8 protein-coding genes and 1 pseudogene are annotated in these 16,236 nt (G+C 73.7%); 7 read left to right on the top strand and 2 right to left on the bottom strand.

Annotated elements, in window-relative coordinates; genetic code table 11:
* Positions 1 to 459, top strand: a pseudogene (locus MXD60_RS04295) (hypothetical protein); the annotation flags it as partial.
* A 329-nt stretch (positions 460 to 788) separates the two neighbouring features.
* Complete coding sequence (locus MXD60_RS04300; RefSeq protein WP_248817635.1) at positions 789 to 3,512, top strand: protein kinase domain-containing protein; 2,724 nt, start codon at positions 789 to 791, stop codon at positions 3,510 to 3,512.
* Positions 3,513 to 3,555: 43 nt separating this feature from the next.
* On the opposite strand, the gene MXD60_RS04305 is transcribed toward MXD60_RS04300, so the two are convergent.
* Both MXD60_RS04305 and MXD60_RS04310 read right to left on the bottom strand, forming a co-directional pair.
* Positions 3,556 to 5,241 carry a class I SAM-dependent methyltransferase gene (locus MXD60_RS04305; RefSeq protein WP_248817636.1) on the bottom strand — a complete coding sequence of 562 codons (1,686 nt, stop codon included), beginning with the start codon at positions 5,239 to 5,241 and terminating at the stop codon, positions 3,556 to 3,558.
* The gene (locus tag MXD60_RS04310) at positions 5,238 to 7,826 is read right to left on the bottom strand and encodes an HAD family hydrolase (protein WP_248817665.1); all 2,589 of its coding nucleotides are present in this window, start codon (positions 7,824 to 7,826) and stop codon (positions 5,238 to 5,240) included. The genes MXD60_RS04305 and MXD60_RS04310 overlap by 4 nt, the downstream gene beginning before the upstream one ends.
* 594 nt (positions 7,827 to 8,420) lie before the next feature.
* On the opposite strand from MXD60_RS04310, the gene MXD60_RS04315 reads away from it, so the two are divergent.
* The 5 genes from MXD60_RS04315 to MXD60_RS04335 all read left to right on the top strand — a co-directional run bounded on the left by MXD60_RS04315 (position 8,421) and on the right by MXD60_RS04335 (position 15,374).
* The gene (locus tag MXD60_RS04315; protein ID WP_248817637.1) at positions 8,421 to 9,356 is read left to right on the top strand and encodes an ABC transporter permease; all 936 of its coding nucleotides are present in this window, start codon (positions 8,421 to 8,423) and stop codon (positions 9,354 to 9,356) included.
* A 115-nt stretch (positions 9,357 to 9,471) separates the two neighbouring features.
* Positions 9,472 to 10,896, top strand: coding sequence for an ABC transporter ATP-binding protein (locus tag MXD60_RS04320; RefSeq protein WP_248817638.1), 1,425 nt, complete (start codon positions 9,472 to 9,474; stop codon positions 10,894 to 10,896).
* Positions 10,893 to 12,371, top strand: coding sequence for a glycosyltransferase family 2 protein (locus MXD60_RS04325; RefSeq protein ID WP_248817639.1), 1,479 nt, complete (start codon positions 10,893 to 10,895; stop codon positions 12,369 to 12,371). The genes MXD60_RS04320 and MXD60_RS04325 overlap by 4 nt, the downstream gene beginning before the upstream one ends.
* Entirely contained in the window at positions 12,368 to 14,011 is a 1,644-nt protein-coding gene (locus MXD60_RS04330) for a glycosyltransferase (RefSeq protein ID WP_248817640.1), read from the top strand. Before MXD60_RS04325 ends, MXD60_RS04330 begins: the two co-directional genes overlap by 4 nt.
* A gap of 37 nt (positions 14,012 to 14,048) precedes the next feature.
* Entirely contained in the window at positions 14,049 to 15,374 is a 1,326-nt protein-coding gene (locus MXD60_RS04335) for a glycosyltransferase family 4 protein (RefSeq protein WP_248817641.1), read from the top strand.
* Positions 15,375 to 16,236: the final 862 nt, after the last annotated feature.

The following is a 16,236-nucleotide window of genomic DNA, read 5'->3' on the forward strand; positions in this document are numbered from 1 at the left end:
GACGCGGGCGGCGGCCGCGGACGGCCTTCCACAGCGGCCGGGGATCCCGGCGGCCGGCAGCGGCCGCCCACGCGGCCCGACCGGTCGGCGCAGGGCCTGCGGGAGGTGGGCCTGCGCCGCGCCGCCCGCGTCCGGCGCGAGACCACGGCCGAGGGACAGCTCCTGCTCGCCCAGTCCCCGGACCGCGACCACGCCGATCCGCCGCCGGCCGCCAGCACCCCGCCGGCCACCGATCCCCACCCGACCCCGAACACCACACCGACCACCGGCACCACACCAGCCACGAACACCACACCAGCCACAAACACCACACCGGCTGCGGACACCGCGCCTGTCGCAGGCGTTTCGCCGGCCGGGAAGATCGTGCCTCCTGGGAAAACCACGCCGACCGCCAAAATCGTGCCAGCCGCCAACAACCGGCCAGCCGAGCGCGCCCCCACATCCGACAGCCCGGAGTAGTTGATCGGCGACATTGCCTCGAAATCCATCGCGCGGCATGCGGATGCCGTTGGCCGCCGGCAGACTTGTCTCGACCCCGGACGTCGGCGACCGGCTGCGGCACCGCCACCAGTCGGGGATGTCGGATCATGAGATGGTGATTGCACGGGCGCGTCCGCGCGGTCGGCCAGCTCAGCTCAGGGGGAATGTTGCGCCGCAAGCGGGAGCCGGGCAGGGCCGGGGCCATGACGCCTCCGCCCGTGCCGCCACCCGCGTCGGCGCCTGCCGGCGAGGGTCCGCCCGCGTCACCACGCCCACCGGACCAGGCCGAGGCCAGGCCGGCCACCCCCATGGCTGAGGTCAGGGCCGATCCTCCGACGGGCGGCGGAGTCGGCGCCCTCGTCACCCCGCTCGAGGCCGCGGACCCGACGGATCTGGCCAAGGTGGAGCTGCTGGGCCGGCTCGGCGAAGGCGGCATGGGCACCGTCTTCCTCGGCCGGGGACGAGCGAGCACCCCCGGCTATGCGGGCCGGCTCGTCGCCGTGAAGGTCATCCGGCCGGATCTGGCGCGGGTGCCGGAGTTCCGCGCCCGCTTCCGGCGGGAGGCCGACATCGCCCGCCGCGTCGCCCGTTTCTGCACCGCCGAGGTGCTGGACGTCGTCGACCCCGCGCACGGCCTGCCCTACCTGGTCACCGAGTACATCGACGGCCCCACCCTGGCCCAGAGCGTGGCCGCGGAGGGCCCCCTGCGCTCGGCGGATCTGGAACGGCTCGCGGTGAGCGTGGCGGCGGCGCTGACCTCCATCCACGGCGCGGGCATGGTGCACCGGGACCTCAAGCCGTCGAACGTGCTGCTGTCCTCCCTCGGCCCCCGCGTGATCGACTTCGGGATCGCCCGGGCGCTGGACTCCCAGACGATGGTGAGCCAGGAGATCCAGCGCATCGGGACGCCGGCGTTCATGGCGCCGGAGCAGGCCAACGGCGAACCGGTCTCGGCCGCCGCCGACGTGTTCGCCTGGGGCGGTCTGGTGACCTATGCCGGCACCGGGTCGTTCCCCTTTGGTGACGGCCCGACGCCGGTCCAGCTCTACCGGGTCGTGCACCGCGAACCGCTCCTCGACGGCCTCGATCCCGCGTTGCGGCCCATCGTCGAGGAGGCGATGCGCAAGGATCCGGCCGCCCGGCCGAGCGCGCAGGAGCTGTTCCTGCGGCTGGTCGGGATGGGACCACCCACCCACCCCGACCCGGACGTGACCCGGATCATCCGCTCGGCGGCCCCGTACGCCGCTCCCCCGCAACGCGCGGGCAGCGGCGGTGAGCCCGGCAGTGCCGGTCATCCCTCCGACGGCGAGGACGCGCGGCCCGCGGCCCGGGCCGGCCAGGACGGCGCTCGTTCCGCGACGTCGGCAGGGCCGGACGCGGCGCCGTCGGCGCACCCGGCCGCAGCGTCCCAGCCGACCGGTTCGGCCGCCGACGCGATCGTGCCCGCGCCGACCCCGGGCACCAGCCCAGCCGGTCCCATCAGCCCCACCGGCCTGGACAGCCCCACCGGCCTGGACAGCCCCACCGGCCCGGACAGCCCCACCGGCCCGGACAGCCCCACCGGCCCGGACAGCCACGGCACGGCGGGCGGTGACGCCGGCCCACCCGTCGCCCGCACGGGCGACGGTCGGCGCGCCGCCGGGGTGCCGACCGACCACCCGGCGGCGGACCCCGGCGCGGCACCGGACGTCTGGGGACGGACCTCCGCACCCAGCGCCGGGACCATCGGGGCGTACCGGCGCTGGAGTCGGCGCCGCCTCGGGCTGATCGCGGCGCCGGTCCTCGCGGTTCTGCTCATCGCGGCCCTGGTGCCGCTGGCGCTGACCTCCGGCGGCACCGGACGACCGAGCCAGCAGGAGACGGCGGCACGGGTCGCCCTGGCCGCCGAGGCGGTGCGCAACTCCGACGCCGACCTGGCTGCCCGGCTGTCGCTGGCGTCCTACCGGATCAGCCCGGGGCGGGAGTCCCGCGCCGCGTTGCGCACCTCGTTCGCCGCTGCCACGGCCACGATCCTGCGCGGGCACACCGCGTCCGCGCTCGGCGTGGACATCAGCCCGAACGGCCGGATGCTCGCCTCCGCCGGGGCCGACAGCGCGGTGCAGCTCTGGGACATCGCCGACCGGTACCATCCGGTACTCCTGTCGACCCTGCACGGGCACCGGTCGTGGGTCCTCGACGCCGCCTTCAGCCCGAACGGGCGGACGCTCGCCACGGTCAGCTACGACCGGTCGGCCATCCTGTGGGACATCAGCAATCCCCGCAGTCCCGTCCAGCTCTCGGTGATCCTCGGGCATGACGGCTGGGTGCTGGACGCCGCGTTCAGCCCCGACGGCCGCACCCTCGCCACGGCCGGTTACGACAACACCGCCCGGCTGTGGGACGTCAGCGACCTGCGCAATCCCCATGCGCTCTCCGTGCTCGACCGGCACACGAGCTGGGTGAACGAGGTCGCCTTCAGCCCCAACGGGCGGTTGTTGGCCACCGCGAGCGCCGACCGCACCGCCCGGATCTGGGACATCTCCGACCCGCGCCGGCCGCGGCCGCTGGCGGCCATCACCGCGCACACCGACTACGTGTGGGCGGTGGCGTTCAGCCCGGACGGGCGGCGCCTCGCCACCGGCAGCTACGACGGGACGGCCCGGATCTGGGACATCAGCGACCCGTCCCGGCCCCGGGCGGCGGCGTCGTTCCCCGCGGACGAGAAGTGGGTCTTCGACCTGGCGTTCAGCCCGGACGGCCGGACGCTGGCGACCGCCGGCTGGGACACGACGGTGCACCTGTGGGACGTCTCGGGATCCGGGCGTCCGGCGTCGGTGGGAACGATCAGCGGACACGGTGACTGGATCCAGGCTCTGGCCTGGACGCCGGATGGCTCCGGTATCGCCACCGCGAGCGACGACTACACCGTGCGGATCAGCCGGATCGACGACGCCAGCCTGATCGCCGCGGCCTGCGCGGACCCGTCGAAGCAGATCAGCGAGGCGGAATGGGAACGCTACATCGCGGACGTCCCGTACCAGCCGGTCTGCTGAGTGCGCGGGGCGCCCAGGCCCCCGGAACGCCCCGGGGCAGCGACTACCGCCGCAGGCCCGGATCCCCACCGGCAGCGGGCGGGCCTGACCTGCGGCGCAGGGCGGGCAGGGCGCCGTTGCTGTCCGTGAGCCGCGTCTGCACCCGTGACAGCTTCTCCTGACCGCCCGGTCCCAGCTTCGACCGCAGCGCCGCGCCCGCCAGCCGGGCCACCTGGACGAGCGTGCGCTCGTCGCCGGTGGACGGGCCGGCGGCGGCCCGCTCCGCCTCGGTCCGGCGCAGCCTGGCGAGTTCCTCCTCGAGCTCCGCGACCCGCTGCAGGTGCGCGAGTTCGGTCGCGGCCAGCCGGCTGCGCTCGTCGTCCAGCCGGGACCACTCCCGCTGCCGGGCCCGGGCCACGGCTGCCGCGGTGTCCTGCAACCGCAGCACGTGCAGGTAGAGGTCGACGCGGTTGCGTTCCAGCCGGGACAGCAGCCGGTTGGAGACCCACGGAGTGAGCAGGTCCGCCACCTGGCGGGCCCAGGGTGCCCGCCGGTCGACCAGCACCCCGAGCCCGAAGATCGGCGCGACCGTGAAGAAGCGCAGCTCAGGCTGTTCGGCGAGGAAGTCCTCGACCGCCGTGCGCACCCCGTTGCGCGGGCCGCCCTCGGTCAGCGCCCAGGCGAACGCGCCCATCCCGCGAAAGCCGCCGGGCACCACCCCGGCATTGTCGATCTCCACACCGACGTCCCACGAATGGGGCTGTCGGTCGTCCGCGGCGATCCGGTCCGGGGCGTAGTACTGGTCCCGGCGACCGGCGGGCCAGCCGACGTCGTGCAGGATCACCATCGGGAAGTACGAACGGCCGAAGCGGTCCACCGCGTCGGCGATCGCCGCCAGTTCGCCCCGCACCGTCGCGTAGTTGTGGTCACCGTCGATGAGGTACGCGTCGGTCGGCGCGTGGCCGTCGAGGGCCTGCGGGCTGTAGCCGCGGATGACCTGCACGTCCAGCCCGCCGCCGGCGGCCGGCTCAACGCCCGGGTTCGGGTCGACGACGACCAGCCGACCGCCGCCACCGCGCCGCAGCAGGTCCACGAGCAGCGAGGTGGTGACGCCGCTCTCCGAGCCGATCTCGGCCACACTGCGGGCGCCGGACGCCTCGATCAGCGGCACCCAGATCTCCCGCAGGTCGGCGAGCGAGTGCAGCAGCAGGGGGGCAAGCGTCGCCTCGCCCGCGTCCACCGCTTCCACAGCATGGTCGCCCTGGCGGACGAGCGCGCCGGCCCCGGGGTCCCCGCCCGCGGCCTGACCGGTAGCGGCGTCCCTGGTAGCGGCGAGTTCGGTAGCGGCGAGTTCGGCCGCGGCGATCGCCGCGAGCTCGGCGAAGCTGGCGCGGACCTCGCCTTCGTCGCCGTCCTCCACGACCCGGTCGCCAACGACCCGGTCGCCGACGGACTGGTCCCTCCCGACGCCGCGTCCCGCGGTGTCCCCGTGGGACGGCAGGGGCGCGGCCTGTTCACCCGTTGCCTCGGAACTGTCCAGCGGCGCAGCGGACTCGGCGACGACGCGGGCCGCCGCCGCGGCGGCGAACGTCCGGGCACCAGCGGCCCGGGTCGAGGGGTCATCCTCCGGGCGGACGATCGACGGGCCGCCCTGGCGGCCACCCCCCCCACGGACCTCGAACGGGCCGCGCGCCGTCGCCTCCGGTGCCGGCCCGGAGGCGACGGGGACGGGGTCCGCCTGATCGGTCACCGCAGTCCTCCCAGCTCGCGCCGGATCTTGCGGGCGGCCCGGACCGGCAGCCCGTCGCGGGCGGTGCCGGCGCCGGGCAGGGCCAGCGGCTCACCCCGGATGCCCATCCAGCCAAAGGCCATTTCGACATCGAGAGCGTAGACCCCGGCAAGCTGTGGCTGCGAGGCCAGATCAATCGTGTAGACGAACTGCGGGTCGTCGCCGACGATCTCCAGCAGGTTCGGCTGGAGCAGTCGCAGGCCAACGAGGGCGAGCTGCTGGGCCGGATCGTCCAGTGAGGTGATGGTCACCTTGTACGGCTCGGCGATGTTGTTGATGTGGAAGGACAGCGTCAGCCAGTCCAGCCGCAGCAGGCCGCGCCGGCCGGCCGGGTCGATGCGCACCCGGCGGGCGCCGACCGCCTCGACGCTGAGCCGCACGAGGGACAGGCCGTCCCTGGCCGACCGGGTGACCACGGCCTTCTTCTGCCCGTTGACGAAGTCCGCGCCGGTGTCGACGTAGACCTCGACCGGCCCGGCGGCTGCCTCCGGCGAGACCTCCTCGGCGGGCACGCCGGCCGCCGCCGCCAGCCCGGCGACCACGGCCAGCGGCCGGTTGGCGACCCCGGCGACGCCGGCCGGCCAGTAGAGCTCCCGCATGGAGATCTGGTCGATGTCGAGCGGCGTGAGGTACGGCATGCGCCGCACGAGCTCCGGCGGCAGCAGGCCCTCGGAGGAGTCGGAGCCGAAGTTGTCGTCGTGCGCCCAGGAACCGAACGCGCTCGCCTCGGCCGCGGTCGGGCGGGCCACGAAGCGGGTCAGCGTGCGCAGGCCCGCGCGGCGGGCGCCGGGCGCGGCCAGTGACGGCATCGGGGTCTCCGACCGGCGGTAGCGCAGCCACTCCCGCTGGAAGGCGACGATGCCGTCCTGCACGGCCGCGCGCTGCGCCACCTGGGTGCGCGAGGTGCGGTCGATGCTGAGCACCGGATTGCTCATCTCGTCGAACGAGACCAGCGACCCGACATCGGGCATGCAGAGTTGTTCGAGCACCTCGGGGCTGCGCATGAGCTGGTTCGCCAGGTTCTCCGGCTGCCCGCCGGAGGCCACGTAACCCTCCAGTTCGAGCCCGGCGAGCCGGTGGGTCATCGCCGCCTGGTTCGTCGCGAGGTACAGCCCGAGGATCTCCACCTTGCGCCCGGTGGACGCGAGCAGCCGGGTGAGCAGCGCCTGGATGGTGCCGCCCCAGCCGAGGTCGAGCAGGACGATCCGGCCCGTCTCGGGCAGCTGGCCGTCGAGGTAGTTCACGTAGCGCTCGCGCAGCCGGGTCGCGGTGAGCACGATCTCGCTGCGGATCCGCTCGTCGGAGCAGAGCGCCTCGAGGGTGTCGTCGAGCAGGCCGGGCACGTCGAGCCGGCGGTCGGCCATCGCCGAGATGCCGGCGATGTTGTCGAGCCGGACGCCGAGCTGGCGCAGCAGCTGGCCGACGCTCGGCGCATGCCGGCGGACCAGGAAGCTGCGCAGCTCGTCCGGGCTGCCCTCGAACACGTTCGAGAGGGCACACACCTGCCGGGACGCCCACAGGGTGGAGACCGTGACCCCGATGTCCTCGCCGGGATCGACGAGCAGCCGGGACAGGAAGTCACCCTCCCGCATCAGGCAGTGAATGTGGTCGGCGCCGAAGTGCCGGGCGCGTTCCACCGCCCACTCGGCGAAACCGGTGAAGACCGGGCCGAACACGGTCGCCCCGGTCTCCCAGTAGCGGCGCAGACCGGCCGGCACCGCGAGGGCGTCGGCCCGGTGCAGGGAGCGCGCGCGCAGCGCGGTCATGCCGTAGTCGCCGTCAACGGGGTCGATCGGAATGTCGTCCCCGGGCTCGCCACGCAGGCCTTCGAGGTCGAGAGTGCGACGTAGGGAGCCGGCGTACTTCGGATAGTGGATGGCGACGAGCCCGTGCTCGCGGGCACCCTCGACATCGGCGACGGGATGGTCGCCGAAATGGACCACCCGGGAGGGCTGGAGGTTGGACGCGGCCAGCATGTGCTTGAACAGGCCGTCGCTCTTGGACGTCCCGGCGTCGGAGGACGTGAAGATCCGGGTGAAGTGGATGCCGGCCAGTTCGGGCCGGTTCAGCAGCCGCTCGAGCTGGCTGGCGGAGAAGTACGTGTCCGACAGCAGGTACACCGGCAGCCCGAGCTTGGTCATGGCCAGCTCGGCGAGCTCGACCACGGCGAGGTCCGCCCGGCACAGCTCGCGTTCGACCGCGACCTCGGCGTCGACCAGATCCTGCACGCCGACGGTTCCGGGCAGCGCCGGCAGCAGCACCTGCCAGATCTCGTCGAGGCGGACCTCATGGGTGCCGCGGCTGGCGTGCGCCCGCAGCCGGGCCACGTGCTCGGCATGCGCGCGCAGCCGGGCGAACTCGCCGGGCGACACGCTCGACGGCAGGTGCCCCGCGTCGGCGAGCCGGTGGCCCAGCAGTACGAAGGCATGGGTGGGTTCGGGAACCATGCGCCACAGCAGGGTGTCGAAGACATCCAGAGTCAGGGCCTGTGCCCCGCCCGACTCCAGATGCGACCACACTTCGCGTAGTCGGACGTCGGTGAACACGGCCGTCCTCTCCATGCGGCCGCAGACGGCCGCCTCCGGCGGGTCGGCCCCGACGGCTCGCGAAACGCCGGGAATCACCCCCGCCGCGTCGGCCGGCCGAAGCCAGATGGACGGGTCGATACTATGAACCCCGCCGCCAACGCCAGCCACCGGACCGGGCGTGCTCACCGAGCCGAACCGGGTTGACGGATCGGCCGAGCTGCGGGAGAGGCGGCGTCACCCGCCTGCCGCGGACGCGGTACCGTCACGATTCTGACGAGAATCGACCCGGCCGGCATCGGGCTTTTGGCAATTCGACGAGCGTCGGATCATCCCGCCGCCAGGTCACCCGCCGCGTGGACCTTACGGTAGGTGACCCCGAGGCCCGACGCCGACGTCCCGACGGGGAGCCCGGCCTGGCCCGCGCCGGACGTCGGCAGGTCTCGGTACTGTCGGATCTCTGTGTGATGTCGTGTGAGGATTCGTGTCGAGTGAGGAGCGGACAGGTGCAGCTCCAGCCACACCATGCCCGGGAGCGGCGCTCTGACCTCCCGAGGCCCGAAGGGACCGGCCGTGTCACAACTGGCTGACGCCGCACCGCCGGCAGGAGGCTCGATGACGGGGCAGCTCGGGACCGACCTGGAACCAGGAACCAGCCGGGTGCCAGAACCCGCCCAGGACGCGCACCAGCAGCTCGCGCACCGCAGCCGCGCGCAGACGAGAGTGCGCTGGGAACTCCTTCGCAATCTCGTCCGCAAGGACCTGAAGGTCAAGTACAAGGGTTCGACGCTGGGCTTCGCCTGGTCGCTGGCAAATCCGTTGCTCCTGCTCGTCGTCTACACCTTCGTCTTTCAGATCGTGCTGAAGTCGGGAATTCCCCGGTTCGGCATTTACCTGATGTCCGGCCTGCTGATCTGGAACGCGTTCTCCGGGAGTGTCTCCGCGGCGTGCGGCGCCGTCGTGGCGAATGCGAACCTGGTCAAGAAGGTGCGCTTCCCGCTTGCTGTCCTGCCGCTGTCCGCGGTCGGGTTCGCCGCCGTGCACTTCATGCTCCAGCTGGTCGTTCTGTTCGCGGTCATCCTGATCATCGGCTATCCGCTGATCGGGCCCGACCTGCTGCTCGTCCTGCCTGCCGGGGCAGTCGCCCTGACCTTCACGGTCGCGCTGTCGCTGCTGGTCAGCGCACTCAACGTGCGCTATCGCGACACCGCCCACCTGCTCGACGTGGCGCTGCTGGCCTGGTTCTGGCTGAACCCGATGGTCTACGCGTTCGGCCTCATCCAGGCCAAGCTGCACGAATGGACCTGGGTTTACCTGTTGAACCCCATGGCGGTGGTGGTCATCACGTTCCAGCGGGCGATCTACCACCTGCCCGCGGGTTACCACCCACCACCGGGCAGCTCCGCCAGTTCGGCGTCGGTTCTCGCGCATGACGAATACTCGTTCTACCTGGAACATCTCGCCGTGGCCGGAGCAATCTCGCTCGCCCTGTTGTGGATCGGGTTGTACGTCTTCCGCACGATGCAGGCGGATTTCGCCGAGGACCTGTAGGCGAGGCCGTGGCGGTCCGAGCGGGAAAGCCTCCGCCGCCACGAGCCCCGGAGCCAGCCCGCCGAACGCGGTGCGATCATGGCAGGACGCCCCCGGCGGCCAGCAAGGAGTTGTAGTGGCCCGACACTCGTCCGCGTACCAGCGCGGCTCGTCATTCCCGACTGGCGCCGGCTCTTCGGCCGGCACCGCACCCTCGGCCGGCACCGCACCCTCGACCAGCACCGCACCCTCGGCCGGCACCGCACCCTCGGCCGGCGCCGGCTCGCTGTCCGGCGCCGGCACCCTGGCTGGCGCGCTGGCCCAGGGCGGCCGGATCGCCACCGCCGGGTCGCCGACCCCGCCAGGTCCGGTCGAACCCGGGCCGGACTCGGCCGTGGTGATCAGGGGCGCCGGAATCACCAAGCGGTTCGTCTCGTACCACAACCGGGCCACCAGCCTGAAGGAACGGTTCGTCCGTCGGGGCGGACCCGCCGGCGACGACTTCTGGGCACTGCGCGACATCGACGTGACGATCGGGCGCGGCCAGACGGTGGGCCTCGCCGGCGCGAACGGGTCGGGGAAGTCCACCCTGCTCAAGGTGCTCGCCGGCATCCTGCGCCCGACCAGCGGGACCGTGGCCGTGCAGGGCCGGATCGCGTCGCTGCTGGAGCTTGGCGCCGGGTTCAACGGCGAGCTGTCCGGCCGGGACAACGTCTACCTCAACGCCTCCCTGCTCGGACTGTCCAGGCGGGAGATCGACCACCTGTTCGACTCGATCGTCGACTTCGCCGAGCTGCGACACAAGATCGACGACGACGTGAAGCACTACTCCTCCGGCCAGTACGTCCGCCTCGGCTTCGCCGTCGCCGTGCACGTCGACCCGGACGTGCTGCTCGTCGACGAGGTGCTGGCGGTCGGCGACGAGGCGTTCCAGCGCAAGTGCCTGGCCAAGATCGCGGAGTTCCGCGCGCAGGGACGCACGATCCTGTTCGTCACCCACTCCCTCGACCTCATCGAGAGCATGTGCGACCGGGTCCTGGTCCTGGAGTCCGGCTCCCTGATCTACGACGGGCAGCCCGCCGTCGGCACCAAGCTGCTGCGCCAGAAACTGGGCAGCCTGCCCAGCGAGGGGCCGGTGGACTGGCAGTTCGCCACCGTCCGCCCGCAGGCGGTGACCTTCGCCACGGAGCCAGGCGGCCCGCTGATGGTGCAGTACAACCCGGACGAGCGGCTGACCGTGAGCGTCGAACTCGACGTCACCGAGGGCGCGCCCGAGCGCGTCTACCTGCACGCCTACATCGTGGGGCAGGAGGAGGTGCCGATCTGGATGATGGAGTCGCCGGCCGGCGGGTTCCGCGTCGGGCCGGGCCGGCACATCGTCGACTTCACCGTGCCGCACCTGCCCGAGCTGCTCGGGGCGTTCGCCGTCAAGGTGCACGTCTCGGACGCCGCCACCGGTGCTCCGGTGACGACCAGGCGCTTCGAGGAGCTGTTCGGCGTCAGCGGTTCGCAGGCGGACGGGCTTCTCAAGGTCGACTACGAGGCGAGGCTGCGGGGATGACGGAACAGGCGGGGACAACCGGTCCGGCGGCGAGGCGCCCCCCGGACGAACCAGTGACGGCGGCCGACGTGACGGCAGCCGGCTCCGCGGTGCGGGGTCCCGGCGGCGGACCGGCGGAGCCGTACGCGACCGTTGTGATCGTCAACTGGAACGGCGCTCATTTGCTGCCCGCCTGCCTCGATGGCATCGCCAAGCAGGAGACCGGCTTCGCCTTCCAGACCTGGGTCGTCGACAACGCGTCGTCGGACGGCTCCCGGGAGCTGCTGGCCGAGCGGTACCCGTGGGTGCGCGTCGTGGCCTCGGATCGCAACCTCGGCTTCGCCGGCGGCAACAACCTGGCCCTTCGCCAGGTCAGCACCCCGTACGCGGTGCTGGTGAACAACGACGCGATCCCCGAGCCGACCTGGCTCGCGGCGCTGCTGGCGCCGTTCGCCGAGCCCGGCGGCCGGCATCTGGGCGCCACCACCGGCAAGGTCGTGTTCCTGCCGCGGTTCCTGCGGATCCGGCTGCACACGCCGACCTTCGTCCCGGGACCGCACGACTCCCGCGACCTCGGCGTCCGGGTCTCCTCGGTCACCGTCGACGGGCGCGAGACGCTGCGCGAGGTCCTGTGGGAGAAACTCACCTACGGCGCCGAGGGACCGGCGAAGGCCCCCTACTTCTGGACCCGCGGGGAGGGCGAGCTGTGCGTGCCCATCCCCGACGGTGGACCGGTCACCCTCGGGTTCACCTGGGCGGCGGAGTCGCGCAAGCAGGTCACGCTGAGCTGGGACGGCCCGACCGGCCCGGGCGGCGGCGGCCGCGCGGAGCTCGCCGTCGGACCGGAGTCGACCACCGTGACGGTCACCGTCGGCGGTGAGGCCCCCCGGGTCGACGTGATCAACAATGTCGGCGGCATCGTGCTGGTCGACGGCTACGGCGCCGACCGCGGCTACCAGCAGGTCGACACCGGACAGTTCGACCAGCCGGAGGACGTCTTCACCGCCTGCGGCAACGGGATGGCCATCCGCGCCTCCCTCGGCCATGAGCTGGGCTGGTTCGACGACGCGTTCTTCCTCTACTACGAGGACACCGACCTGTCCTGGCGGATCCGGGCCCGCGGCAACGCCATCCGATACGTGCCGGGGGCGGTGCTGCGCCACATCCACTCGGCGTCGAGCGTCGAATGGTCGCCGCTGTTCGTGTTCCACACCGACCGCAACCGCCTGCTGATGCTCACCAAGGACGCGACAGCCACGCTCGCGCTGTCCGCGGTGGTGCGCTACCCGGTGACGACGGCCTCCATCGCCGTGCGCACGCTGCGCCAGGCGTGGCAGGCGCGCAGCCGGCCGGCGGTGCGCCCGACGCTGCTGCGCCTGCGGGTGATCGGCTCCTACCTGCGACTGCTGCCCACCATGCTGCGCGCGCGCCACGAGTTCGGTGCCGCAGCCACCGAACGGCGGGCGAGCCTGCAGAGCTGGCTGGTCGGCCGATGAGCACCGACGCGGCGCCTGCTTCCGAGCCGGGGACGTTCGAGCCCACGGGGACGTCCACGCCGGCGGCGGGGGCCGAGCGGCCGGCGCGCGGGGTCCGGGCCGCGGTCTACAACCGGTTCTGGCATTCCATGGGCGGCGGCGAGCGCCACAACGGCATGATCGCCCAGGTGCTGGCGGCCCACGGCGCCGACGTCGACATCCTCGGGCACTCCGAGGTCGACCTCGACCAGGTCGGCAGCCACCTCGGCCTCGACCTCACCGGCTGCCGCTACGTGCGGCTGCCGGACCGGGGCGAGGAGGACGTCGCCGCGCGCTCCGCCGGCTACGACCTGTTCGTCAACGGCTCGTACATGAGCCGCATCGAGCCGCAGTCCCGCCGCTCGGCGTACCTGTGCTTCTTCCCGACGCCGTTCGACCACGACATGGCGCCGTGGCGCAAGGCCGCGGTGCGCACCGCCGGGCCACTGCTGCGCGGAATTCGTCCCGCGGTGAGCTTCGGCCAGGGCTGGTACCCGCCGGAAGGCGGCCGTCGGCGCCAGTGGACCTGGACGAACGGCAACGGCATCCTCGCCGTCAGCCCCGGCGAGCGCCGCACGCTGCGGGCCGACCTCGGCCGTCCCGGGGCGCCCGGCGGCACGTCGCTGCGTGTCCTCGACGCCGCCGGCGACGTGCTCGCGAAACTGGAGATCGGTCCGGACTTCGCCCCGTTCGAGGTGCCGCTGCCGCCGTCGGCCGAAGGCACCGAGCTCACCCTGGTCAGCGACGCGTTCTCGCCGGGTGCGGCGGACGTGCGGGAACTCGGGGTGGCGGTGAGCCGCCCGCGGGTCACCGACGGCGGGGAGGGGCCGATCGCCCGGCTGCCGCTGCGTTTCCCCTGGCTGCTGCGGGACCCGGCCGACCTCGGTCATCTCGATGACTACGACGTGATCATGGCGAACTCGCAGTTCACCCGCGGCTGGATCGGCCGGCTGTGGAAGCGGGACGCCGACGTGCTGTTCCCGCCGATCCAGGTCGACCGCCTGCATCCGGAGCCGGTGCGCGAACGGGCCGTCATCACCGTGGGGCGCTTCTTCCTGCCGGGCCTCGGGCACGCCAAGCGCCAGCTGGAGATGGTCCAGTGGTTCGGCGAGCTGTCCCGCGCCGGGGAGCTGCCCGGCTGGAGCATGCACGTCGTCGGCGGCTGCGAGGACTCCCAACTGCCCTACCTGGAGCAGGTTCGCGCCGCCGGCGCGGGGCTGCCGGTGCACCTGCATCCCAACGCCCCGCGGGCCGAGGTGGAACAGCTGCTGTCGACCAGTTCGGTGTTCTGGTCGGCGACCGGCTACGGCGAGGACGACCGCCGCCGGCCCTGGACCGCCGAGCACTTCGGGATGACCACCGTCGAGGCGATGGCCGGCGGCTGCGTGCCCGTCGTCATCGACCGGGCCGGGCAGCGGGAGATCGTGCGGCACGGCATCGACGGCTACCGGTGGACCGCTCCGGACCAGGTCGCGTTCTTCACCCGGCGGCTCGCCGCCGAGGACGGCCTGCGCGGCCGCCTCGCCGCCGCGGCGACCGAGCGGGCCGGCGCGTTCTCCGACGCCGCGTTCGCCCGCCAGTGGCTGGACATCGCGGTGCGCCACCGGTTGTACCAGCCCTGAGCCGACCGCGGCCGTGACCGAGAGCGAGGCTGGCCGGATGGACGTGACACGCGCAGCCGGCCCGCCCGCGGGCGGGCGCCGGACGACGATCGTGCTCGACGGCACCCCGCTGCTCGGGCGCCGCACCGGCGTCGGCCGCTACACCGAGCATCTGCTCGCCGGGCTCGCCCGCCTCGCCGCCGCCGCCGCCGACGCCGGTGGCGGTGGTGGCGGTGGTGGCGGTGGTGGTCCGGCCGACGGCGGTGGCGCGGCCGCGTCGTGGGACCTGGCCGCGACCGCCTTCACCTGGCGCGGGCTGGACGAGCTCGCCGGCAGCCTTCCGCCGGGCGTCCGGGTGGCGGCCCGGCGGGCACCGGCGCGGCTGCTGCACGAGACGTGGATCCGCGGGGAACACCCGCCGGTCGAATGGCTGACCGGGCCCGCGGACGTGGTGCACGGCACCAACTTCGTGCTCCCGCCGCTACGCCGGGCCCGCGGCGTCGTCACCGTCCACGACCTGTCCTACCTGCGCACCCCGGACACGGTGAGCGCCGCGTCGGCGCGTTACAGCGACCTGGTGCCCCGCGGGCTGCGGCGCGCGTCCGCCGTACTCACCCCGAGCCGGGCCGTGGCCGACGAGGTGATCAGCGCCTACCGGCTCGACCCGGCGCTGGTCACCCCGACCCCGCTCGGCGTGGACGACGCCTGGTTCGGCACCGCCGTGCCGACGGCGGCCTGGCGGCGCGAGCACGGCCTGCCCGAGCGGTACCTGCTGTTCGTCGGCTCGGTCGAACCGCGCAAGAACCTGCCGGTCCTGCTGGAGGCCGTCCGCCGGTTGCACGCCGCGAGGCTCGGCGCGCCGCCGCTGGTCCTCGTCGGGCCGCCCGGCTGGGGGCCGACCCTCGACCTCGCCGGGCTACCGGCGGGCAGCGTGATCACCGCCGGTTACCTCGACGCCGACCGGCTGCGGGCCACCGTCGCGGGTGCCAGCGTGCTGTGCTTCCCGTCCCGGTACGAAGGTTTCGGGCTACCGCCCCTGGAGGCGCTGGCCGCCGGCGTCCCGGTCGTCGCCGCCGACATCCCGACCGTGCGGGAGGTCGTCGGGGAGCTCCTCGCCGTTCCCGAGGGGGCCGGGGCTGGAGCCGGGCCGGGCGGTGCCGACCGGGGCGCGGTGGTGACCGCCGCCCGCGCCGGCAGTCCCGTCCGCCTGGTCCGGCAGGCGGATCGGAACTCCTTCGCCGACGAACTCGCCGAGGCGATCATCAACCTGCTCGAAGACCCCGGCGACGCCGACGCCGGCCGCCGGCACGCCCGGTCCTTCACCTGGCGGCGCACCGCGGAGCTGACCGCGGCCGTCTACCGCCGGGTCGCCGAGTCGGCCTAGCGCGACGGCGAGCAGCACGACGCCGACGGCCGCGGCGGCGGCGAGCACGCCCAGACCGATCCGCGGCGAGCCGGGCCCGGCCAACGCCCAGGAGGCACGCAGCCGCCCGGCGAGACCGAGCGGGGCGAATCCGCGCTGCTTCCAGGCCACCTCCCGCCCGAGCAGTTCCACGGTGGCCACCGCCACCGCCACGACCGCGACGAGCAGCGGCGTCCCGCGCCATCGGCCAAGCGGCAGCGCCTGCCAGCCCGCGGCGGCGCCGACCGCGACCACCGGCACCATCGGCAGCAGGTACCGGGCGAACGGCGCCCCGCCCGCGGCGATGTACCCGACGAACGTCGCGACCACCAGCAGACAGTGACCGACGACCAGCAGCCAGCTGAGGGCCGCGGCGGCCAGCCGGTGACGATCGCGGGGCCGACCCGACGGCCGAGCCGCGGTGCGCTCGCGGCCCCGGCGGACCCCGGCTCGCAGGGCCGTCCCGACGAGACCGGCCGCGGCGACGACGGCCACGCCGACGACGATCTGCTCGACCTGCCCGGTGACCAGGCGCGGACGGCCGAACAGGCCACGGTAGGCCGACCACCACAGCCCACCGTCGGTGAGCAGGCGCTCCGGCGATCGCCGCGGCCCGGCGACCGGAAACATCTCGGCGATCCGCCCGGCCGCGGTCGGGTCGCCGTAGAGCCGGACGTTGCGCAGGTAGAACCAACCGACCGCGGCGGCGACCAGCGCGCACACGGCGCCAGCGGCCGCCGCGCCGCGCGCGAGGCGGCGCCCCGGTCCCCCGGAGGCGTGCAACGCGACGCCGGCCGCGACCGCGGGCAGCACGACCGCGAGGGCGACGGCGCCGCTCGCCCGG

The organism is Frankia sp. AgB32, assembly GCF_023243045.1.
Taxonomy (GTDB): domain Bacteria; phylum Actinomycetota; class Actinomycetes; order Frankiales; family Frankiaceae; genus Frankia.